The sequence below is a fragment of the Streptococcus sp. AM43-2AT genome (genome assembly GCF_003603405.1).
Lineage (GTDB): Bacteria > Bacillota > Bacilli > Lactobacillales > Streptococcaceae > Streptococcus > Streptococcus ilei.
Window position 1 is genome coordinate 126520 of the sequence record NZ_QTND01000003.1, and the last position, 21263, is coordinate 147782.

General features: G+C 34.2%; 23 protein-coding genes and 1 pseudogene. 10 read left to right on the forward strand and 14 right to left on the reverse strand.

Translation table 11 applies throughout. The annotated features are described in order from the left end of the window. Positions 1-179 precede the first annotated feature (179 nt). Positions 180-1172 carry an aspartate--ammonia ligase gene (asnA, locus tag DW930_RS07625; RefSeq protein WP_023024964.1) on the reverse strand — a complete coding sequence of 331 codons (993 nt, stop codon included), beginning with the start codon at positions 1170-1172 and terminating at the stop codon, positions 180-182. 404 nt (positions 1173-1576) lie between these two features. On the opposite strand from asnA, the gene DW930_RS07630 reads away from it, so the two are divergent. From DW930_RS07630 to DW930_RS07640, 3 genes are all read left to right on the forward strand, one after another. Next, positions 1577-3262 carry an LPXTG cell wall anchor domain-containing protein gene (locus DW930_RS07630; RefSeq protein WP_123159686.1) on the forward strand — a complete coding sequence of 562 codons (1686 nt, stop codon included), beginning with the start codon at positions 1577-1579 and terminating at the stop codon, positions 3260-3262. Positions 3263-3473: 211 nt separating this feature from the next. Next, positions 3474-3755, forward strand: coding sequence for an autorepressor SdpR family transcription factor (locus DW930_RS07635; RefSeq protein WP_123159687.1), 282 nt, complete (start codon positions 3474-3476; stop codon positions 3753-3755). Continuing rightward, positions 3742-4377 carry an SdpI family protein gene (locus DW930_RS07640; protein ID WP_123159688.1) on the forward strand — a complete coding sequence of 212 codons (636 nt, stop codon included), beginning with the start codon at positions 3742-3744 and terminating at the stop codon, positions 4375-4377. The genes DW930_RS07635 and DW930_RS07640 overlap by 14 nt, the downstream gene beginning before the upstream one ends. Before the next feature lie 281 nt (positions 4378-4658). Here the strand turns inward: DW930_RS07640 and DW930_RS07645 are convergent, their stop codons facing one another. From DW930_RS07645 to DW930_RS07655, 3 genes are all read right to left on the reverse strand, one after another. Then, positions 4659-5465 carry a hypothetical protein gene (locus tag DW930_RS07645; RefSeq protein ID WP_123159689.1) on the reverse strand — a complete coding sequence of 269 codons (807 nt, stop codon included), beginning with the start codon at positions 5463-5465 and terminating at the stop codon, positions 4659-4661. Continuing rightward, complete coding sequence (locus DW930_RS07650; protein WP_243635765.1) at positions 5462-6151, reverse strand: hypothetical protein; 690 nt, start codon at positions 6149-6151, stop codon at positions 5462-5464. The genes DW930_RS07645 and DW930_RS07650 overlap by 4 nt, the downstream gene beginning before the upstream one ends. 108 nt (positions 6152-6259) lie before the next feature. Beyond that, complete coding sequence (locus DW930_RS07655; RefSeq protein WP_123159690.1) at positions 6260-6880, reverse strand: exonuclease domain-containing protein; 621 nt, start codon at positions 6878-6880, stop codon at positions 6260-6262. 193 nt (positions 6881-7073) lie between these two features. Between DW930_RS07655 and DW930_RS07660 the strand changes: the two genes are divergently transcribed. The 6 genes from DW930_RS07660 (at position 7074) to DW930_RS07695 (ending at position 12384) form a co-directional block, all read left to right on the forward strand. Then, entirely contained in the window at positions 7074-8027 is a 954-nt protein-coding gene (locus tag DW930_RS07660; protein ID WP_123159691.1) for a WYL domain-containing protein, read from the forward strand. Positions 8028-8606: 579 nt separating this feature from the next. Continuing rightward, positions 8607-8978: a DUF2513 domain-containing protein gene (locus DW930_RS07670; RefSeq protein WP_243635766.1), complete on the forward strand. Its 372-nt coding sequence runs from the start codon at positions 8607-8609 to the stop codon at positions 8976-8978. Between the two features lie 645 nt (positions 8979-9623). Next, positions 9624-9827: a hypothetical protein gene (locus tag DW930_RS07680; RefSeq protein ID WP_003010127.1), complete on the forward strand. Its 204-nt coding sequence runs from the start codon at positions 9624-9626 to the stop codon at positions 9825-9827. Next, positions 9820-10806, forward strand: coding sequence for an ATP-binding cassette domain-containing protein (locus DW930_RS07685; RefSeq protein ID WP_003010129.1), 987 nt, complete (start codon positions 9820-9822; stop codon positions 10804-10806). Before DW930_RS07680 ends, DW930_RS07685 begins: the two co-directional genes overlap by 8 nt. Beyond that, positions 10803-11597, forward strand: coding sequence for an ABC-2 family transporter protein (locus tag DW930_RS07690; RefSeq protein ID WP_003013825.1), 795 nt, complete (start codon positions 10803-10805; stop codon positions 11595-11597). Before DW930_RS07685 ends, DW930_RS07690 begins: the two co-directional genes overlap by 4 nt. Position 11598: 1 nt before the next feature. Continuing rightward, positions 11599-12384, forward strand: a complete 786-nt coding sequence (locus DW930_RS07695) for an ABC-2 family transporter protein (RefSeq protein ID WP_003013947.1) — start codon at positions 11599-11601, stop codon at positions 12382-12384. Positions 12385-13227: 843 nt separating this feature from the next. Here the strand turns inward: DW930_RS07695 and DW930_RS07700 are convergent. Next, positions 13228-13926 (reverse strand): ADP-ribosyltransferase, encoded by a 699-nt coding sequence (locus DW930_RS07700; protein WP_165851217.1) that lies wholly within the window; start codon positions 13924-13926, stop codon positions 13228-13230. Positions 13927-14295: 369 nt separating this feature from the next. On the opposite strand from DW930_RS07700, the pseudogene DW930_RS10615 reads away from it, so the two are divergent. Continuing rightward, a pseudogene (locus tag DW930_RS10615) lies at positions 14296-14444 on the forward strand (C4-dicarboxylate ABC transporter); the annotation flags it as partial. Between the two features lie 51 nt (positions 14445-14495). On the opposite strand, the gene DW930_RS07710 reads toward DW930_RS10615, so the two are convergent. The 9 genes from DW930_RS07710 to DW930_RS07750 form a co-directional block, all read right to left on the reverse strand. Next, the gene (locus tag DW930_RS07710) at positions 14496-15035 is read right to left on the reverse strand and encodes a DUF3278 domain-containing protein (protein ID WP_123159695.1); all 540 of its coding nucleotides are present in this window, start codon (positions 15033-15035) and stop codon (positions 14496-14498) included. Between the two features lie 25 nt (positions 15036-15060). Next, entirely contained in the window at positions 15061-15387 is a 327-nt protein-coding gene (locus DW930_RS07715; protein WP_123159696.1) for a hypothetical protein, read from the reverse strand. 10 nt (positions 15388-15397) lie between these two features. Beyond that, positions 15398-15940 (reverse strand): DUF3278 domain-containing protein, encoded by a 543-nt coding sequence (locus tag DW930_RS07720; RefSeq protein WP_123159697.1) that lies wholly within the window; start codon positions 15938-15940, stop codon positions 15398-15400. 13 nt (positions 15941-15953) lie between these two features. Further along, a complete protein-coding gene (locus DW930_RS07725; protein WP_123159698.1) occupies positions 15954-16148 on the reverse strand; it encodes a helix-turn-helix transcriptional regulator in 195 nt (64 codons plus the stop codon). Between the two features lie 321 nt (positions 16149-16469). Next, positions 16470-17741 carry a site-specific integrase gene (locus DW930_RS07730; protein WP_123159699.1) on the reverse strand — a complete coding sequence of 424 codons (1272 nt, stop codon included), beginning with the start codon at positions 17739-17741 and terminating at the stop codon, positions 16470-16472. A gap of 10 nt (positions 17742-17751) precedes the next feature. Continuing rightward, positions 17752-18009, reverse strand: coding sequence for a MerR family transcriptional regulator (locus tag DW930_RS07735; protein ID WP_006152868.1), 258 nt, complete (start codon positions 18007-18009; stop codon positions 17752-17754). A gap of 13 nt (positions 18010-18022) precedes the next feature. After that, the gene (locus tag DW930_RS07740; RefSeq protein WP_123159700.1) at positions 18023-19135 is read right to left on the reverse strand and encodes a CHAP domain-containing protein; all 1113 of its coding nucleotides are present in this window, start codon (positions 19133-19135) and stop codon (positions 18023-18025) included. A 16-nt stretch (positions 19136-19151) separates the two neighbouring features. After that, positions 19152-19376: a hypothetical protein gene (locus tag DW930_RS07745; RefSeq protein WP_009731701.1), complete on the reverse strand. Its 225-nt coding sequence runs from the start codon at positions 19374-19376 to the stop codon at positions 19152-19154. A gap of 1 nt (position 19377) precedes the next feature. Further along, positions 19378-21261: a conjugal transfer protein gene (locus DW930_RS07750; RefSeq protein WP_123159701.1), complete on the reverse strand. Its 1884-nt coding sequence runs from the start codon at positions 21259-21261 to the stop codon at positions 19378-19380. Positions 21262-21263: the final 2 nt, after the last annotated feature.

The window sequence follows — 21263 nt, forward strand, 5'->3', positions numbered from 1 at the left end:
TTTGCTTGCTTTGTACTATTTATTCTATCATAATTTCTAGTTCGTGACAGTGCTCAAGCGATAAAATCATCCCACAAGCCCATTAGGAAGAGAAAAACCTAGCTTCTCCAGTCCCATAAAAATAGAGCCCGCATCAAATGCAAGGCTCTATTTCTTTCGTTGCTTTACTTGCAACTATCTTATAAGATATTTTCATATTGTTCGCGAACTTCCTGTGGCCAGACGCTGGTTTGGACTTCTCCGATATGTTTCTTACGAAGCAAGAACATAGCCATCCGCGATTGACCAATCCCGCCTCCGATAGTTAGTGGAAACAGGCCATTCAAAAGCGCACGATGCCACTCCAGTTCCAAACGATCTTGATCTCCTGTAATAGCAACCTGGCGTTTGAGGGTGTCCTCATCAACCCGGATCCCCATAGAAGACAATTCGAAAGCCGCACCAAGGTTATCATTCCAAACAAGGATATCCCCATTTAAGCCCTTGTAGCCATTTTCGGTCTCCGTTGTCCAGTCGTCATAGTCCGGCGCCCGTCCATCGTGTGGTTTGCCATCTGACAAGACGCCACCAATCCCAATCAAAAAGACTGCTCCATATTCTTTGGTGATGGCATTTTCCCGTTCTTTTGGTGTCAGTTCAGGGTAACGCTCTACCAACTCTTCTGTATGGATAAAGGTGATTTGTTTAGGTAAGATAGACTCAATATCATAGCGAGCTTCAACAGCCAACTCCGTCAAACGAATGGCCTTGTAGATCTTTTCAACTGTTTCTTTCAAGTAAGCGAGGTTGCGGTTACCATTTGGAATAACCTTCTCCCAGTCCCATTGGTCGACATAAACTGAGTGGGTCGCATCCAAGGAATCTTCATCCGGACGAAGGGCCTTCATATGGACAAAGAGACCTTCCCCTTCCCCGAATCCAAACCGCGCTAAGGTATGGCGTTTCCATTTCGCAAGGGAATGAACCACTTCATAGGTCTCGTTGGGAATTTGCAAGACCTTTACAGAGACAGGGTTTTCCACTCCAGATAGGTTATCCTGCATCCCGTCTCCCACCTTACTCAAGATAGGTCCTTGGACTTCGACAACTTCTAGCTTGTCTTTCAAATACTGGGTAAACGTAGTTTTTACGAATGAAATTTCTTCTTGCTGGTGAATAAAACTCTTCTTCATAGAGACTCCCTTTAAATAGTTTGATTTTGATTATACCCTTTTTTAGAGAAAAATCAATAGTTACCGCTTCGAAAAGAGCTGTTTGCCAGCCGTTCTAAAGATTGTCTCCTTTCAGCTAATTAACCCATCTATTTTATACTCATTTTTATTTTAACAATCAAAGTTATACTGTTGAAATAAGGTGCTTTTTGTGCTACAATTTACCTAAGAAGATAATCTTGTGATTTTTTTAACAAAGGGAGGGCTTTATTCTTAACAACTTCGTAACGAACAACCTAGTAACCTGTCGCAACACCGTGTAGTTTAATATCGACTCCATCTTTTGGAAACCTACTGATAGTCTTATTTGAACTAAGAGTAGGATTGTTTATTAAACACCCATTTTATGAAAAAGGAAGAAAATTATGGATAAAAAGAAATTTTGGATTTTTCCATTCGTTCTTTGTCTACTAGCCACCCTATTCACTTTAGGTTTGAATAAATCATCTGCTGAAACACCAACCGTCTCGATAACAGGAAAATTTGCGGACACGATTACCAGTGTCAACGTCACCAATAACGAGGGCGGAGATCTCACTTGGGAGTTAGAACAATGGGCAACTTTCCGAATTAATGCCACCTACGATTTGGCCGGAAAAAATGTCAAGGCAGGGGATACTACGGTCGTGACGGTTCCAGATGCTTTAATGATTACTTCGGATAACTTCGAGATTCGAGATGTTAATACCAACGAGATCATCGCTCATGCAACCGTAGATGCTGCAAAAAAATCGATTTCCCTCACCTACACAGATTATGTTGAAAAACACTCTGACACAAACGGCTCCTTCTTCTTCTATGCACGGATTGATTTCAAGAAGCACCCTGAAAAAGGAGAAATCCCGATTGAAATCACCATTAACAACGAACTAAAAATCGGCGGAAAGGTGACCTTCAAAGGAGTTGGAGACGGGAATCCCAAAGTCTTGACAAAGACGAGCTGGGTCAATTCCGAAGATCACAAAACGGTATCTTATACCATTTCTGTCAACCGAACCAAAGAAAATATTAATAGCGTTACCATCGAAGACCATATGAAATTTACTAACGCTTCTTATGTACCAGGTAGCATCAAGGTGCTGAAAGGGACCTTTGCCTTTGTTGAAGGTGAGTGGCAATTTAGCAACCGAACAGATGTCACTGACCAACACAAGGTGACTATCAGTGAAGACGGTCAATCCTTTGTAATTGACTTAGGCGACATCACTGAAAACGACCAATACCGTATTGCTTATGATGTTAAGCTCAACTACGAGCCTGTAGATGGTGAACTCCTAAAAAACGATGCGATCTTAAAAGGTAAAAATACAGAGGTGAAACAAGTAACCAATGCTGCAGCTGTGCAAATCGCTGGTGGCTCTGGCGTCGGTTATGTATTTACCATCAATATCCACAAAGTAGATGATGCCAACCAACCCCTCCAAGGAGCAAAATTTAAGGTCGTACGCCAGGCAAACAACCAAGTCATCGGTGAGTATGTAACCGACGAAAACGGGAACATTACAGTCAACGCCTTGTTAAAAGATAAATATATCTTAACTGAAACAGAAGCACCGGCAGGGTACAGCATCAAATCTGCGGATACAGAAGTCAATGCTGAAGATTTCGGAGCCGATCACTCAGTAACCAAGACAATCGTCAATCCGAAGGAAGAAACAACCACAACCACTACTACGACCACGACTACGACTACAACGACTACGACGACTGAAGAGCCGACTACATCTTCAACTACGACTACAACTGAAGAACCGACTACAACTTCAACTACGACCACAACCAAAGAAGCTACAACCACTACAACCACAACAGGTGAAACAACCACTACAACGACTACAAGCGAAGAACCGACTACAACTTCAACGACTACTCCTACTCCACCTCCAACTCCGTCATCTTCAACAACTGAAGGTCCCGGTGATGGCAAAGGTAAAGGTCGTAAGAAAGTTCTCCCAAGTACAGGTGACGTCGCAGCTACTGGATTCATTGTCCTAGGAGCAGTTGTTCTATCAGGTGCTATCTTATTGAAACGTAAACTTTCAAATCAATAAACCTGACGAAATCGCAACCTCTAGCTAATGGCTAGAGGTTTTCTTGTCTTCTAAAACGACATTCCTACTGGAAACAGCATCTGCCTAGCAGATCGTAAGGAAATTAGATTTAGAGCTATTTAGATTTTTTTCTAAATAGAGTTGACAAAATGATAGTGAAGTTATATAATCTATTTCGAAAGATATCTAAATAGATTGAAGGAGATAAAGAATGAATTTTGCGCAAACATTTAAAGCTTTATCAAATCCGATAAGAAGAAGTATTTTGGAGTTGCTAAAAGAAGGGAAATTATCTGCTGGTGATATCGCTGGCCACTTTGATGTAGCAGGAGCGACCATTTCCCATCATTTAAGCATCCTCAAGCAGGCTGATTTGATTCGAGAGGAAAAAGAGAAAAATTTTATCTACTATGAACTCAATACTTCTGTCTTGGAGGATTTAATGGTCTGGCTCGTTGATTTGAAAGGAGATTCTACTGATGAAAATGAATAAAAAACTATTACTATTAACTTCTATTGTGATCCTTTTCCCCATACTTTTGGGGGTAATGATTTGGTCACAATTACCTAACCAAATCCCCATTCACTTTAATGTTGTTGATCAGGCCGATAACTTTCAATCAAAACCACTGGTCGTTTTTGGTCTTCCTCTTTTCCTTCTCTTGGTGCATCTATTTGTGATTTTCGTGACTGCACGCGATCCTAAGAATCAAACTATGAATGAGAAAATGGGAAAAGTGATCTACTGGTTGACTCCAATCGTCTCCTTAAGTATCTCCTATCTCATCTATAGTAAGGCGCTAGGCTCTACGACCAATCCTTCTATTTTTGTTTCTGCTTTACTAGGGCTCATCTTTGTCATAATGGGCAATTATATGCCTAAGCTAAAAGTGAATCATACGGTTGGAATCCGCCTCCCTTGGACCTTACAGAGCGAAGAAAATTGGTACAAAACCCATCGCTTGGCAGGAAAACTGTGGGTGATTGGAGGATTGATCCTTCTACTTGAAGCTGGCCTGCAGTTCGCTGTCCCTTATGTAATGGGGATTGTCATCCTCACCATTGTTTTTATCCCTGTGATGTACTCTTATCAACTAAGTCGGAAAAATCGTTAGTGTAAAAAAACAACTAGAGAAGAAGGAGTTGGAACTGTTTCTTTTCCGGTTGTTTTTGCTTGTTCTCATGAAAATAGATCAAATTGCGGCTAAAAATACGCTCTTAAAAAGTTTTATTGAACGTTAAAAATATTAGCAGCAATTCGAGTCAACAGTTTGGTAGGTGTTTCCTCTTGCTGGAGTGTTAAATTGGATGATTCTTTGTCATCTAATATATGTAATGATTATACTAGCGTTGGTATATTAGGAATGCCTATAATATGCTTTAATTTACCTTCCGATTACGAAAATAGACTTTTTGCCCAATCAGTTGAGATTTTATTCTCCACTAATACTTTTTCCTGCCATATTCCAGAATATTGTATTCCCTCGTTTTTAGCAGAATTTTTATGATTGCCACATAAATTTTCAGGCATTAATGCAGGAATTTCTTTCCAAACACTTCGGCTTTTTCCTCTCATTGTTAACACTCGTTTCTCATCAAAATCAAATGTTCCATAACCTTTATAATTAGACGAAAATGCTAATTTATCACTTGGTATATATAACATATTTGATTGAGCATTGATTAGATGATTGTTAGAGTGAGGATGAAAGGAATAACTTTCTTTCAATATTTCTTGATTATTTGTTAGATCACCAATTTGCAAATAACCATAAATAATATTTAAATCAGGTGAACCTTTTTTAAAATGCAGTGTTCCGTTCTGAATATCTCCTTCAGTTTGTCTAAACCAGCCAAAATATAGAAAGAGATCCCCAACCGCAACATTTTGGTTTCGTAGTAAACCTTGCGAACTATTAATCTGCCCAAATGCAGGTTTCCAGTCAGAGACAGGCACATTTCTCAGACCTTCTCTTATATCAGGGTCAAGATGGCAGTTATAATGATTAGTCTTATCTTCTTTTCCTCTCAATTGTCTTAAAATATTTGAGAAACTAACTCCGTTATAGTTTAAATCATCAAAAGATAAGTTATCAAACTTCCCAGGTATTGGTAATGATAATAAGGTTCCGTCAGGTAAGATTGGGCTTGGAATCCCTCCATTAGACGAATCAAACCCTTTTCTAGATAAAATAATTTTCATGGTTTTTTTCCTTTTATGTAGAATGGATGGTATGGTAAATCAATAATTTTATTTTGTGATCCTAGTAAATTCTCAGCGAAATTTGCAAGCTCTAGTGTATCTGTATACCGATCATTTGAGTTATAAAAACCATTTTTTGCATTCCATCGTGGAAATGGTTTGCCAGTTAGTCTAGCTCGGCTTCCCATAGGAAAAAAGGAAAGAATTTCCTTCGGTATTTCCAGAGGAGATTTTCCAAAATATCTAAAACGGTCTGCGAGAATAACCGCCTCATTCATAAAACGAGTATTATGCAATCCATCATGTTCAATCATCCATTGATAAGTATAAGAATCTCTTCGATTTTCTGAATTTGGAGATCTTAAATATTCTCCCATAGTCATAATTTCACTAATTTTAGCCACAAAAATTAAATGATTGTATTTGGGGGTAATAAAGGTGCCTTGGTCATCTTTCCACTGTTGACCATCTCTCGAATGGCCAGCTATTGCCATTATGTATGCATCCACTTCCTTATTATTAATTTTATCAGCCCAGTTCTTCTTAATGTTTCTCCTTAATTGAAGCATACAACCACCCTCAGTTAGAAGCCGAGGAGTTTCATCATAATTTTCAGTAAAAACACAAGGATTTATACCGTAATCATGGGTCATCCTATAACAATAAATAATGGTTTGTTTTTTCATAGTAGTATATTCCCTTCTAAAGAAAATATATTATTTACCCAGTACAGGTATTGATATTGTATAATGTGTACCAAAACCATCAGACAAAAGGCTCTTAAATTATCTCTCTTATATAGATAGATTTTTTACGGGTAAATCATTTAGTTGGCCAATTTCTTTAACATTATATTTGGTAAGAGTTTCTCTTAACATAATAGGAAATAGTTCGCAAAGCGCGTTTACATCTGCCAAACAACCTTGGCCACTATAGTCTTCACTGTTCAAAAAATCTTTAATCAGTGCCACAAGTCCATACTTTTTTCTATCTGGATAGATACGGCGAGCAAGTTCCAGAGAATCGATATAAGTGTTTTTTAATGGTGGAAAATGATACTTTTCAAGATTTGCTTGAAGAAACTTCATTTCAAACATTATATTGTGAGCAATAAGTACACTGTCTTGAATGAAATCTAGAAAGTTTTGTAGTACTTCTGGTAATGATTTTGCATTCATTATGTCTTCATCTGTAATATTAGTAATTTCTTTTATAAAATCACTGAGAGGCTGCAAAGGAGCAATATACTCATTGAAACTATCAATTTTCTCTCCCTTGTCAATTTTTACGGCGCTAATTTGAATAAGTTCATCTTTAGTAACGTTTAATCCAGTTGTTGCTATATCGAATACAATATAAGATACAGATTCAAAAGATTGATGTTGTTCTTGATAAACAATTTGCATTTCTTCCATGATATAAACTCCTCAAATAAAGGTAAAATATTAATTGATTTTCAAAAAATGATAGACATAAAACTTACTATGTATTAATTATATCAGAATAGATAGACAGTATTTGTCATTTTTAATTGTGAACATTGTAAATAACAAGTTTCATTTAGTTTGTTAATATGTTATAATTTTCTTGATATGCGGGGTAATTAATATGAATGATCAAGAAAGAATTCTTAATATATTTTTACGTTTATTTTTTGGAGAGAAATTACAAAAGAAATCACTAGCAGATGAATTTGAAGTTAATGAACGGACAATACAAAGAGATTTATCATTTTTGAGATATTTTGTGTCTGTTCATTCAAGTATCTTAGGTAATCTTGCTTACAATAGAGATATAAAAAAATATTCAATAGATCGACCATCAACTATAGAAAAGCAAGAAGTACTGTTTTTATCTAAAATATTGTTAGAAAACAGAGCCTTAAATAAAAATGAATTTAATAGAGTGATAAATAGTTTATTAAACACACTCTCAATAGATGATAAAAAATTAGTCGAATCAGTTATAGCTAGCGAAAAATTAAATTACGAACCGATCTCTGACAAGCAAGATCGTATAGTTAAAACATGGGAGCTCTCAGAACAGATTGTTTATGAACAAGTAATTGAATTAGAATATAAAAATCCCTATACGGATGTTGTAAAAAAGCACGTCGTATTCCCAGTCTCAATGTATTATGATTTTCACTATTTCTATTTAGTTGCATATCACCTTAAGCATGAAACATATACAACGTTTAAAATTGATCGCATCAAAACATGGAAATTATACGATAGCAAAAAACCAAATATACCCCATCGCAATAAATTTCGTGATGGAGATGTAAGAAACGTGAAAGTTGATGCATTCTCAGGGCCTCTCATAAAAATCAGGCTCAAGTTTAATAATGATCCCTCTATTGTTCTGGATCAATTTCCTAATACAAAAATTTTAAGTCAAGAAGAAAATCAGACATTTATGGAGGTTGAAACCCAATATACTCCAGGTCTGAAAAGGTGGCTACTAAGTCAGGGAGATAGTTTGGTGATCACTAAACCTCAAAAATTAGTAGATGATTTAAGGCAAACAATCAACAACATGTTAGATCAGTATGGAAAGTGAATTAATGATTAATATATATTATATTTTTTTAAAAGAGTTAACCGGTTCTGTTTTTAGAAAAGTTTATCTTATATTTAGTCTGAATTTTGTGATGTTAGTATGATTAAAAAAACAACCAGGGAAGAAGTAGTTGGGAACTGTTTCTTTTCCGGTTGTTTTTGCTTGTTCTCATGAAAATAGATCAGATTGTAGCTAAACATACGATCTTATATTGATAGCCATTCAAAGTTAGTTTAATTCTTTGTAATATAAGGAGGTTTGCATAGTGTATAGCTCTTCATAGTATTTGTTTGTTTTCATTAAAGAATCATGTGTTAGTGTAAGATAAGTTGTGTAAACACAAAAAGTAATAAATCCGTTATAGTAGAGTTGCGAAATATTACTAGAAAGAGATGTATTCCTATGACTCAATTTACTACAGAATTACTTAACTTCCTATTCATCATTTCAAATTCTCAACTTTCGGAAAAATACGAATTTTTCGGAAAATTTTTTCTTACATTGTATTTTAAGGATGGATCTTTATTTCTTTCTATAATATACTGTAAATATGAAAAAGTACAGCGTTGAGGTAGCACCATGGAAAGAAATATGGATTTATGTCGATTGATTTTATTTAAGATTGAGGCAGAGTATAGATTAACGTCGCTATATAATCTAAATATTGATGGATTTGATCTTGATACAGTTGCCTATCATTGTAAAATACTGGCTGATGCAGGCCTCTTAGATAGCTTTGCACCTACATATGGAGATGATAGAATTTATACTTTTAGTGTAGGTTCATTGACTTGGGCGGGACATGATTTTCTGGATAAAATAAGAGAAAATACTATGTGGAATCGGACAAAAAATAAGATCAAAGAAAATGCTCTACCTATGACTTTAGAGATAATCAAAAGTGTAGCAACTAACTTAATTAACGATCAAATCAAAAATATGTTTTCTTAGGTCAACTTTTTAAGTAATATCATTGTATTTCCCCTCATTCAATAAAATTTATATAAATTTTTTGAAATTAATCAATAGATATTGTCCTGAAAAGCCTTGGAATTACGCTGTTTTTAGTCCAACTGAAACCCATACTTTCCAAACCAGGTTTTAAGAAAGCTCGTAAAGCATCACAATTATCAAAACGTTAATCAACACGCTTATATCAACGTTTACAGACATTTAAGAAATTTCTCTTGGATGTCTTTTTTTGTCTAGCTAAATTTTACAAATTGGGCAATTTAGGTTACTCAATAATATAAAAAAGATAAAAATTTAAAGTTCGAATTTTAATTTTAAAAAAAGTAATTATTATTGAATATCTGTTCAAACATTTTTTCTTTTCTAAGGTTAATATAAGTATATATACTTTAAAAAAGGAAGTCAAATATCTTGCTCATAGATTTTTGCATTTTTAAAAAATACATTTTGTCATATAATAATGTGGAAAATTGACGGATTCCTTACATAATCATATAATATGAATATGTAAACCCTTACATACTATTCTACTTATACTTGATAAAATGCAAGTTCTTGAGGATCTATAAATATATAGACACTCTTCTATTTATAAAGTGAAATAAAGAATCACGGAGAAAGTTTATGGATATTAAAGAGACATTCAACCAGCTAGACAATACAAAATTTAATGATTTCAATAATCGCCTTGAAGGTTTTGAGAAACTTTTTAAAGACAAATATTATTTTACCCATCCCGAAGATTTTAGCTCAATCTTTAGCATTTTGGTAAAGTATGGAAAAAGTACAAGTAAATATATTTTATCGAAAGGAGAGATATATGAGTGAAATAGTTATTAATGCTCAGAATTTATCTAAAAATTTTTATAATTTTGATTCAAGACTCCCATTTATCAAGAGATTTTTGAAACGTAATCAAATAACGATTCGAGCTGTTCAAGATATTAGTTTTACGATTAAGAGAGGGAGTATAGTTGGCTTTATTGGGAGTAATGGAGCTGGTAAATCCACAACGATTAAAATGTTGACTGGGACTCTTTATCCTAGTTCCGGAAAATTAGAAGTGAATGGAGAAATTCCATTTAAAAGAAGTATAAATTTTAGAAAAAAAATTTCAATAGTAGTAGGAAATAAATTACAGTTATTTCAAGATGTTTCGGCTATGGATTATTTTCAATTGATTGGTACTTTATATGAGGTAGAACCGGCGATTTTACAAGAACGAATTCAGGAATTAAGCAATTTGTTGAATGTAAAAGATCAGCTTTACCAGCAGGTCCGGACCCTCTCTCTTGGACAAAAAATGAAAATGGAGTTTATCGCGGCATCTTTAACAAGTCCGGAAATATTATTTTTAGACGAGCCTACTATAGGGTTAGATATACAGTCTAAAAAAGATATCAGAACATTTTTAAAGAAAATGAATGAAGAATGTCATACTACTATTATTTTAACGAGTCATGATATGGATGATATTTCGTCTGTTTGTGACGAATTAATCGTCATTGACAAAGGAAAAATTATTTTGCAGGAGTCAATGGATGTTATTTTATCTAAATTTTCTGATTTTAAATATTTAAAGATAAAAATGACATTAGATTTGGTACCAGAGTTATGCTCTGTTAAAGGAGTAGTAGTCATTTCTCAAACAAAATCGGAATGTATACTAAAAATACCTAGAGATTTTGTCTTTGAGACATTAGAATCAATCAATAAGCTTGTAGATATAGAAGATTTTGAAATATCAAATCTTTCTTTAGAAGAAATTATTTTACAAAACTATTTTACAAAAAAGGAGCACAATTGAAAAAAGAAATGTCTATTATTCTGATATCATTTCGATCTATTTTGAACTATAAATCAAGTGTACTATTGTTAATGTTACAGGCAAGTATACAAATTATGATATCAGTATTTTTATGGACGTATATATATCAGAGTAACCAGATAAATATAGCAGGATATGATTTTACCTCAATGGTTCAATACTATTTGGGGACTATAATTTTTTCATATTTTGTTTTTTATCCAGTTGATTGGGAAATCAATGACGATGTTCATTCAGGAAATTTTTTTAGCATATTAATAAAACCTGTTACTTTTTATAAGTATTATTTTTGTAAAATGCTTGGAGATAGGCTTGCTCATTTATTATTTATCATCATTCCTGTCATTTTATTCTCCAGTGTTTATTACAAGAATGAGTTATTAACCATTGAAATTCTTATTTTAGGAAGTATTGCAATTATTCTATCTATGGTTCTATGGTTTTTAATATCATGTTGTGTAGGTATGCTTTCTTTTTGGTTAGAAAATATATTTTTTGTCCTTACTGTTAAAGAAATAGTAATTCAGTTTTTATCAGGAATATTATTGCCTTTAAGTTTTTTTTCAAATAATTTTCGTCTGTTTTTAGATGTATTACCTTTTAAATACTTAGTATATGAACCGCTTCAGATGTTTAGTAATGATACATATAAATTAATAGACTATTTGAGAATTATTTGTATTCAATTGATTTGGTGCATCATTTTTTATATTATATCAAGATTCATATTGAGAAAAGGAGTGGAGCACTTCTCAAATGTGGGAGGATAAAATGTTTAGAATAAAAGTAATTTTTAGGCTACTTCATTTTGGTTTTAAATCTGATATGAATTTTCATTTTGACTTCTTTTGTGGTCTATTTTCGTCGATACTGTGGATTGGTTTACCTATTGTATTTTTTAGATTGATTTTCTTAAACATAGACTCTTTTAATGGTTGGGACTATTATCAAATTTTATTTTTGGTAGGTTCCTACACTATTGTAGATGGAGTTATGATGGGATTGTTAATTAGAAGTATGGGAATTTTAGAATCAGATATTTTGAGTGGTAACTTGGATCAAATTTTATTGAGGCCGTTTGATACTCAGTTGTTCTATATTTTTAGATCATTTAATTTAGTTCAATTCGTGAATACTTTTTTTGGTCTTGCGATCATTTTTATAAGTTATGGAAATTTAAATGTACATTTAAATTCATTAAAAATATTATTTTATATCCTTTCTTTAATGTGTGGTTGTATTATATATTATTCAATTTGGTTTCTAATAACGATTAGTTCATTTTGGTTCCCAACTAAATTTTCAAAAGTAGATGTATTTTTGAATTATATTGGAATTTCTAAGTATCCATATAATATTTTTACAGGTATTAACAGATTGATCACTATGTTATTTGTTCCCAATTTATTAATTGCCAATCCTGCAGTATTAATATTTTTAGGGAAAGATACATTGAACCTATTTTTCTATCAAATAGTTTTTACAGTTTTTTTGATTATTATCAGTCGTACAATTTTTAGAAAAGGATTGAAAAAATATGAAAGTGCAGGAAGATAAACAATGTTGTTCAGTTATATGTTTGACTAAAGGAAGTGATTCGCTGTACTTTGTTTTGTGGTCATTGAAACATCAGATAATTATAAACTATAATTTAAAGAATAGTATTATTAACTTATAGGTGCTAAGAAAAAATTTAAAGAAATTCCCTCATTCAATCAAACTTATTCATATTTTTTAAAATAAGAAAATAGTTGGATTTTGATGATGGTTGATATAAAGCTAAACTGAAAGTACCTGAAATCCAACTGTGTCAAACCAGGTCATACGATCTGTGAGAAAAAGAACACATAACAAAAAGAGGAGCTTCACAATAAAGTTCCTCTTCTTTTATATATCCGAATCATTATTCTTATTTCAAAAAAGGTAGTGAAAAAGGTAGTGATTCGGTTGATTTATATTGCAATGTAGTGAAATTTAGAATTTCAAGAATCGCTTAAAATCAAGGTTTCTAACATCTATTGACGTGTAGTGAACCCCTATTTCACCTCTGTAAAAGTTAAATAGTCCCTTTATAAAGCTTATTATATCGGCATTCTTTACTGTTTTTGAAAAATAGGTAGAGAAAAAGGTAGAGACTCAGGCTTTACTTAAAATTTATTAGTACAGAAATTATTTTTAAATTTTAACTGACTATAAACCTTTACAATCTTTCTTATTACTTAGTTTAAAATATAAATATATTAGCAAGTCTTTAAATTGTACTAAAACAGCTCTAAACACACTTCCTAAACTTAAGAACTCTAAAAAATCGGATGACATCATAAAAAGTGGTGAATTGCTTCTAACGGTAAGTGTGAAAATAATCTACTATTGAAATCTCTTTAGATCAAATTAAAATAATCATTCTGTATCAATTAAAAGACAATTAATATAAATCTCATCTTCTCCAAGAATTCTTAACTTTGCTCCACGTTGAACCACTACTTCCTGGAAAGACTCAATCTCTCCATTCACATTTCCAGCATAGAAGGCACATGTCCCCTTTGGCAATAAAATTCTCAAAATACGTTCCGTTTTTTGAATGGTTGCTTTTGTGAGCGATGTATGCAAAAACCCCTTTTCATACATATCAACGTCATTAATAAACAGAGCTACTTCTTTAGTTTGATTCAGAACTGAATCATCTATACCTCTATACACAACTATATCATTCATTAAACTATATTTTTTAATTGCATTACTATATTCACAAGCTTCTTCATTTCGTAAATCTTTTCTTAAATCTTTATTTAATGCTTCTGAGAAATGACAGATTGAATACTCTGGAGTATATTTGTTGTTACTATTTGGAACATACTTCTTTGGAGATACATTTATATATCTATGAGCGAATTCTTTAACTCTCTCAGTATATTTCTCACGTTCTTTGTCACTCATATTTTCATAAGAGGTTTTAGAAATTTTGCCCTTATATGGTGCAATTTCATCCCATGACTCATAATCCATCTTATTGCCTTTTAGACCAGAGTATTGTATCGGTTTATTTAAGATGTAGTGAATCCAAAAATAATTCCAAATTTTATTAAAATATTTTTTCATGCAATAATACCTCACCATATTTTTAAATTTTATATAATTATATTAATAATCATTTCACGGTAGCGTAAAATAAGTTGTGTCAATAAAAAAAGAAATAGAGCCGTTATAATAGAGTTGCTGAACATTTCTAGAAAGAGATTTATTCTTATGACTCAGTTTCCCACAGAATCACTTAACTTCCTAGCCTAAAATGCTTCGGTTGATTTTTATTGCACTACTTTGAAATTTAAATAAAGAAAAAACACTTTAAATGAACTGCACCCCAACAGTTAGACAGAAAAAATCTAACTGTTGGGGCTTTTTTGTTATGAAATTAACAGAGGAGGATAAGGTTCAGATCCATGCACTCAGAAAACAAGGACAAAACTTCCAACAATCATGACAACTACTTCATTGAAAATAGCCAAGGCAATCTGCAGTTTCCGGTCTTAAACCTTCTCATTTGGCTAAAGACATTGCTTTGCTTAACAATCCTTTTCTATGCATTAGTAGAATATATGCGGTATTTAAATCCCTAGGCCAGAGAGATTCTATCGATAACATATACAATCAATTTGTTCTGCTCTCTCCTACTGATCTTCATGTTCGGATAAAAAACAATAAGTCATAGTCCCAAAGACGGCTCCAATACTAAGACCAAATACCAGTAAGGGAATCATTATCTCTGTTTGGATGATTTTTTCCAAGAAAGTTGAAAGGGGCATCTGCTGAACGAAGAGTTTATGAAAGAGCAACAGAGCAAATAAGCCAATCTCAATACTTATAAATACCAACCAACTACGAACTTTTATTTGGTGTTTGCTGTAGGTTTTGTAGATGATTTCTGATTTGTCATCCTTTTCAAGATGAAGTTCTTTGACGGCTCTTTGGGTTTTTATGGTCATGAAAAGAATGAGCCCAAAATAGAGGTGGGGCATAACCGTTCGAACAATTTCTATAAAGCGTCCGAACAAAATATAGAATAGGAAGAGAAAGAAGGAAGAGTAAAAGATTTGGACCATGGAACGGGCGCAAGCCTTGTAGATAACCTCTTGACGGCATTCATCAAAGGGCCCTTGTATATGAAAGAGATTTCGAAGTAAGCGAGTTGTTAAGTCTTCTTTTTTCATGGATAATTTCTCCTGAATGACAATGTTACTTTGTTTCTTTTACGAATTGATAGAGATAATAAAGATAAATGATAGAAGAAAGGCTAGCAATAGTTAATAGTAAATAATATTTCCAATTGCTTGAAATGACCGTCAATTGTGGTAAGGATATAATCATAAAGCATAGTGCTAAGTTAAGTATGCGAGTTTTCTGGGAGTCTATCTTTAGATAAGTCAGTCCTTTGTTGAGTGCCGGAAGAAAGACTGGAAGGAGGACTATATCGTAGATTGGCAAGCTTCCTGAAACAATAATGTAGGTGAGTAGAGAAGCAAATAAAAGATGATAGGTAAGTAAAGTTACTAACGATTTCATAAGCTTCCTCCTAATCGTCATCTTGATCTTTTTTGGCTTTTTGAATGCGGAGAGCGACACCGCTCTGCATGGTCACTCCGAAGAATAAAGCTACTACGATAGTTGTCACAAAATGTCTTGTATTTAACAGAGAACTAAGATAACTCTTACTATCATCCGTCAAGACATTAAGAAGTGGGATTCCAAACAACATGATTAGCCCATATATTAGACCTGCTTTCAGACCAGGATAACGTAACTGTTTCTTTTCTTTTTTGTTCAACATATCAGGATCGATGGCTGTGATACCTGTTTTCTTGATTTGAGAAAGCACATAGAAAGCGGTTATCATGGAAATCCCAAATATCACCAGAGGATAACCAATAGCAACTATTTCTGGATATTTATTGGCAAGAACAAGTGGAATGAAATTGCCAAATATCATCAGGTAAAAGAGGACGATAAAGACCTGATTACCGATACGATCAGCTTCACGTCGTTTGTGTTCGTCAAGAGGTCCAGAAATACCATATGTGCGTTTGATCAGTTTTTCAGTGAAGGTTTCTTTTTTCATTTTTTCTCCTTTTTTAAAATTCATCTTCCCAAAAGAGACTGTTGAGGTCAGTCTGGAGGCTTCGAGCGAGATTGAGACAGAGTTCCAGGGTAGGATTGTACTTGTCGTTTTCAATCATGTTGATGGTTTGCCTCGAGACACCGATATCCTTTGCGAGTTCGAGTTGGGACTTTCCCAGTTCCTTACGGAATTCTTTTACACGATTCATGCTTCTTCCTTTTTAATTTATGTCGCATATATTTGACTATAGTATATTCTTTCGAAAATGAAATGTCAACTATTTTTGACATCATTTTAAATATTTCTTTCTAAAGCAAAAAATCCCTCAGCTATAATTGAACTGAAGCCCAAGAGTTAGATTTTTTCGGTCTAACTTTTTGGGATCAGTACAAAATCAGCGTTTTTCTTAAGTATTGATTCGTTTTGAATCCCTATTTCACTTCGGAAAAAATCAACTTATACATTTAAAAAGCTTATTTTAGCAGACTTTATGACTGTTTATGAAAAAAGGTAGAGTTTTAAATGACTGTTAGTTTTTACCTTTTATTTGTGAAAGTCGTTCCATTAAAATATCGACTGCTTCATTCTTTCGGTTAGGATCTAATTCTGCGTAGATATCCATTGTGGTTGAAATAGATCTGTGCCCCATACGTTCTTGTAGTTCTTTCCAATTTGCTCCAGAGTTGAGCATTAAAGATGCATGAGTATGGCGGAATAAGTGAAAACCATAATCAGGTAAACCTAACTCTTTTAATCGTTTAATAAGAGTAGCTCGCTCATTTCGATCAGTCATGTAATTTCCATAGATAGTGGGAAATATCAACTTAGATTTTGGAAGCCCATGTTTTTCAAAGTAATTATTCATTTCATTGTTAAAATCTTTAAGTTCTTGAATAATGGTAATAGGTACTGATACTTTACGATTTCCTGAATCAGTTTTCGCAGAATTTTTACAAATAACCTTACCTTTAGTACCTAAGGTTTTGTCTCCTCTCCTCCACATAAGAGTTTTATTTACGTTAATTTCTGATGATTCGAAAAGTAAGTCATCAACTTCCAATGCTAATAGTTCATTAATTCGTAAGGCAGAAGCTAAAAGAGTATTACAAATAAGTTTAAAGCGCCTGTTGGCTCTTGAGTTTGGGAGCGTATCTAAATAATTCAACCATATAGCGATATCTTTTTCATGTAGAACTTGAATTCGATTTTGAGGTGCTTTAGGCTTGGGTGGTATCCTGACTTGTTTTGCGGGATTATTCTTTAGATTAAAGTGTACCATTCCGAAATCAAGAATATCTTTTAGTTTATGAACGACTGCGCCATAATCAGATGCCTTTCCTTTATCTGCCTTACGTTTTCCCTTATTTATTTCTATTCGAGCCTTTTCTGCTAACTGATCAACCCATTTTTGAACTTCAGTAGATTCAATAGAATCTATTTTATAATCACCAAATTTTGGGAGGATATATGTATCCAAATATCCCCTTACTCTATTTCTAGTATTATCAGATGATACCCAAGATTTATAACTATCATACCAAAATTCCGACAGTTCTTTTATAGTACCGACAGATAGGGTTTCTTTTCGAGTAGAATCATTTTCTTCAAATTTTCTTTTAGTCTCTAAATATTTGCGATCTAAGGCTTTTAGTGTTGGAGCTGATATGGTAGTTGTAACTTGTTTTCCTGTTTTTTTATCAGTTCCTAAATAAGCTCCTTTCATAGAATAAGTTATAGAACCATCTTTTTTGATTTTCTTAAGAACTTTCTTATTGTTTCTTTCTATTGTCTCAATTTGCATTTAGTTTACCTCAGATGGTCAAGAATTTAAGAATATCCCCACGTTTATAATACACTGTTCGGGTCCCTTCGATTGGTGGCTCCAATCGTGGCAGTCCTTTACGTTCCCAACTTTTGAGTGTATTAGGGGAAATATTCAGTTCTTTGAGGACTTCCTTTTGGGTCATGATTTCTAACTGATTAGTATCTGATCTTTTATCCAGAAGATTTACCAGAACCTGTAATAGATTTTCGATTTTATCTAGTTTTACTTGTTGTAGTGTATCCATATAATTATCCTTTCTAATGTCCTATAACGTATGTAAATTGTTTGGCAGTTTCTGCATCAAATGTGCGGTAACTAATGATACCCAACCCTTTTACATTACACTCTGAGACGAGAATTGAACCATCTGATTTGACCTGTTCCACAAATGAAATGTGTCCGTATATTGGATCAGCTCCAGCTTGTCCAGGGCTAAATGATAGAGCAGAGTGTTCTGTCGGTGTGTGGGTTATTGTAAAGCCTGGTTTATTCATCCATTGTCCACCATTTCCCATAAATGGATCAAAGTTGACTCCGACTTGTTTTCCACGGTTGAAGACATACCAGGTACATTGTCCCCAAGGATAGGTACTAGTGATATATCCTGTGGTATCAATAGCTATTGTCAGGCTGTAGCCAACAGGGATATCGTTTGAAGTTACTCCTCCACCATCTCTAGTTTTTCCTGTAGTTTGTTCAGGAGCTTTTGGAGTTCCTCCATGTTCATCAATGAAGGCATCCAGTTTTTGCATGGTTTCTGCACGTCTTTTTCCTGATCCTGTGGTATCTGTGAAATAGACTCCACCATCAGTTGCTGGATTGAGTGTTCCATTCGCAAACTTTTTAGCCTTGTCATCTTGAATTTTGAAGGTTTGGTTTTTATTTCCAATGATGGTTTGTTGGGTTAGTCCGACAACCGCAACCTCGTCATTAAAGTTATTGGCATATTCTGGATTGGAATCAAAGGCCCCAAAACCAAACATATTGGCACCAGGATTAGTGGCTACTCCAGCAGTTCCAAGGGAACTTTCATTCAGTGCGATCGCAACGATTCCACGAACATCAAGATTAGATTTAGCTTCCCATTCGAGGAGCTTTTTTCCATTAATTCGGTTCTTATCATAGGAGATTCCTAACGTATCTAAAAAGCCGTCTAATTGCTCTGCTGTAATACCGAAGCGATGAACCAGTAGGTTGTGAGTATAGGGATCTCCATCTGACCAGTGATCCGCATAAGTCACTCCATTTTGGGATTGGGGTGAGCCATTCGTTCCACCACCTCCGACAGCCCCCATAAGGATAATGATAATGAGGACCGGTAGAAAGAGAGGAATGAGACCGGCTAATAGAAACCATTTTAGTTTTTTCATCGAATCTCCTTTCTAGTTAATGTCTTATATAAGCAGTGAACAGAACAGTCCCAAAACGCCATTTTGCATCTAAAACGACTGAATAGGACTTAGCCTGTAGGATGATTTGGTCTCTTTCTTGTTCTGAGACTGGAAATAAAAGAAGGAAATCGACTGAGCGTTTTCCTTCTTGGTAGGCTTGATAAAGAGTTTCTTCAAGAACTCTTGGAAAAGCAGTTCTTGAACGTATCTTGGTATTCATATCATTCTCCTCTAAGTTGTTTTAAGCGTTCTGTTAATCGGTCTCTTCGTTCAATATTGGTTCTCAATTTATCATCTCGTGTCATGGTTTTCCTATAAGCACGAGTAAAGGCATTCGATCCTTGTGCTTTGTACATGGCTTGAGGATCTTTATATTCCTCTAATTTGTGCTCAATACTATTAATGCGGAGCTGTTTAAATGGAGAAATCCATTCTTCTTTAAGAGTTTGAAATTCCTCGTTTGAACTTGGTGTTGGCTCCACTGTGATTGGGGATTCTATTGAAGGAGTTGGTGTTTTTTCTTCAACGGGTTTAACCCCTTCTAGCGTTGCCTTTGTTTTTGGAATGTTTGGTTCTGGAGCATCTGGACTTATTGGAGTCTCAAGTGTTTCTGTTGGGAGCACTTCATCAGGTTGGTGTTCTGATTCTTTATTGGTAAAGAAAGAACCAACATTTTGGAAGTGACTCTTGGCATTCATCATCATTCCAGCTCCAAAACCAGCACCTGCTAAGGCAAAGTTCCCAAGGTGTTGAGCAGATGAAAGACTTCTCGATGGTACTTGTGAAGCCACCTCTCTGGTCTTTGTGACCCCTTTTTCAACTTTGTTTCCAATATCATTCGCAACCATTCGTGCTTTAGATCCAAGAATGAATTGAATCAGTTCAGCTTTGTATTTCCATAGAAGGAAGTATACAAGTCCTTTTGAGACAACTGAAATGAGTAGTTTAAAGACAAGACCGAAGATAATCAAAGATGGAAGTGTTTTAAGGATGCCATCAAAACCTGTAATGACAATGTTTTCTATCATTTTTTCAATGTAGAAGACTAAAAGAGTTAATAGACTCGTGATAGCTGGAAAAAGCAGCCCTCCAAACATGACTTTTAGAACTCCAAAAATCAAATCTTGCATTCTTGGTACGAAGGACATTAGTAGCACAATTGGAAAGAGCAGGATCATCATCAGGACGAGTGTCTGAGCAATGACGTTTAACATTTGAATCAAGATAACGGGTATCGCTAATACAAAGGCTTCACAGATTTTGAAGATCACATAAAACATACGAGTAAAGATGAAATCTGGCATAGCTGAAACCCAACGGTTCTTTTCACCATCATCATTGGCTCCGTTTCCTAGTTCATCTAGATATTTATTGCGATCTTTAGACTTAACTGCTTTAAAGTTTCCATTCTTATCGCCTGTTCCTAGTACCTTACTATCGTCAAAAGTTTCTTGTTTCCCATCTTGGCTATTCTTATATTTTCCATTTTCTTGGCCTGTATTGACAAATACATATGCTTTATAAGAGGTTTCTGCAATATAGCTATCTGCCATGGAATCGCCAATTTTAATGGATTTATTATTGCCATATTCTACCTTGATATTTGTGATGTTTTTAGTGACATCTTGAGAGACATGGTTAATAGTATCTAGTAAATACAGACCACCTGATGTTCCAGCGATTGTTCCAAAATAACCAAAGCCAAGGATGAGTACCAGAAAGACATGAAGGAGAGTTCTTGAAAAAGCTCCTTTCGAAAAGAAAAACTGGTAAAAGAGATAGAAAGCTAGGATTAAAAGCAACATCGAAACGAGTGATTGTTTTGCGACTCCGCCAGAATTTGAACCGACAAATCCTTTCCAGATATTCATCGCTCCATTAAATACATAGTTCTTGTAGTTGGAGTAGAGATCAATCTTTTCAAGAATTCGGATCAGCAAAGAAAAGAAGCCTACCACTGCATTTAGAATGAAAAAGAAGAAGTTGACGAAAAGCTCATTAATCAGAACCCAAGCCCCGTTAAAGGAAGCGAAGCCAGTAGGCTCCATATAAGACTTGAGAGAGAAGATATCGACTCCTCTTAGTTTGTCAAAAGCTTCTTGCATGG

Excerpts from the sequence above, each read along its gene's own strand:
- DW930_RS07670 (WP_243635766.1), top strand. The coding sequence starts at position 8,607 with ATGGAAAGAAATATGGATTTATGTCGATTGATTTTATTTAAGATTGAG.
- DW930_RS07655 (WP_123159690.1), bottom strand. The coding sequence starts at position 6,880 with ATGGAAGAAATGCAAATTGTTTATCAAGAACAACATCAATCTTTTGAA.
- DW930_RS07635 (WP_123159687.1), top strand. The coding sequence starts at position 3,474 with ATGAATTTTGCGCAAACATTTAAAGCTTTATCAAATCCGATAAGAAGA.
- DW930_RS07650 (WP_243635765.1), bottom strand. The coding sequence starts at position 6,151 with ATGAAAAAACAAACCATTATTTATTGTTATAGGATGACCCATGATTAC.
- DW930_RS07735 (WP_006152868.1), bottom strand. The coding sequence starts at position 18,009 with ATGGATACACTACAACAAGTAAAACTAGATAAAATCGAAAATCTATTA.
- DW930_RS07710 (WP_123159695.1), bottom strand. The coding sequence starts at position 15,035 with ATGAAAAAAGAAGACTTAACAACTCGCTTACTTCGAAATCTCTTTCAT.
- DW930_RS07745 (WP_009731701.1), bottom strand. The coding sequence starts at position 19,376 with ATGAATACCAAGATACGTTCAAGAACTGCTTTTCCAAGAGTTCTTGAA.
- DW930_RS07740 (WP_123159700.1), bottom strand. The coding sequence starts at position 19,135 with ATGAAAAAACTAAAATGGTTTCTATTAGCCGGTCTCATTCCTCTCTTT.
- DW930_RS07750 (WP_123159701.1), bottom strand. The coding sequence starts at position 21,261 with ATGCAAGAAGCTTTTGACAAACTAAGAGGAGTCGATATCTTCTCTCTC.
- DW930_RS07730 (WP_123159699.1), bottom strand. The coding sequence starts at position 17,741 with ATGCAAATTGAGACAATAGAAAGAAACAATAAGAAAGTTCTTAAGAAA.
- DW930_RS07685 (WP_003010129.1), top strand. The coding sequence starts at position 9,820 with ATGAGTGAAATAGTTATTAATGCTCAGAATTTATCTAAAAATTTTTAT.
- DW930_RS07720 (WP_123159697.1), bottom strand. The coding sequence starts at position 15,940 with ATGAAAAAAGAAACCTTCACTGAAAAACTGATCAAACGCACATATGGT.
- DW930_RS07695 (WP_003013947.1), top strand. The coding sequence starts at position 11,599 with ATGTTTAGAATAAAAGTAATTTTTAGGCTACTTCATTTTGGTTTTAAA.
- DW930_RS07640 (WP_123159688.1), top strand. The coding sequence starts at position 3,742 with ATGAAAATGAATAAAAAACTATTACTATTAACTTCTATTGTGATCCTT.
- asnA (WP_023024964.1), bottom strand. The coding sequence starts at position 1,172 with ATGAAGAAGAGTTTTATTCACCAGCAAGAAGAAATTTCATTCGTAAAA.
- DW930_RS07645 (WP_123159689.1), bottom strand. The coding sequence starts at position 5,465 with ATGAAAATTATTTTATCTAGAAAAGGGTTTGATTCGTCTAATGGAGGG.
- DW930_RS07715 (WP_123159696.1), bottom strand. The coding sequence starts at position 15,387 with ATGAAATCGTTAGTAACTTTACTTACCTATCATCTTTTATTTGCTTCT.
- DW930_RS07630 (WP_123159686.1), top strand. The coding sequence starts at position 1,577 with ATGGATAAAAAGAAATTTTGGATTTTTCCATTCGTTCTTTGTCTACTA.
- DW930_RS07680 (WP_003010127.1), top strand. The coding sequence starts at position 9,624 with ATGGATATTAAAGAGACATTCAACCAGCTAGACAATACAAAATTTAAT.
- DW930_RS07660 (WP_123159691.1), top strand. The coding sequence starts at position 7,074 with ATGAATGATCAAGAAAGAATTCTTAATATATTTTTACGTTTATTTTTT.
- DW930_RS07700 (WP_165851217.1), bottom strand. The coding sequence starts at position 13,926 with ATGAAAAAATATTTTAATAAAATTTGGAATTATTTTTGGATTCACTAC.
- DW930_RS07725 (WP_123159698.1), bottom strand. The coding sequence starts at position 16,148 with ATGAATCGTGTAAAAGAATTCCGTAAGGAACTGGGAAAGTCCCAACTC.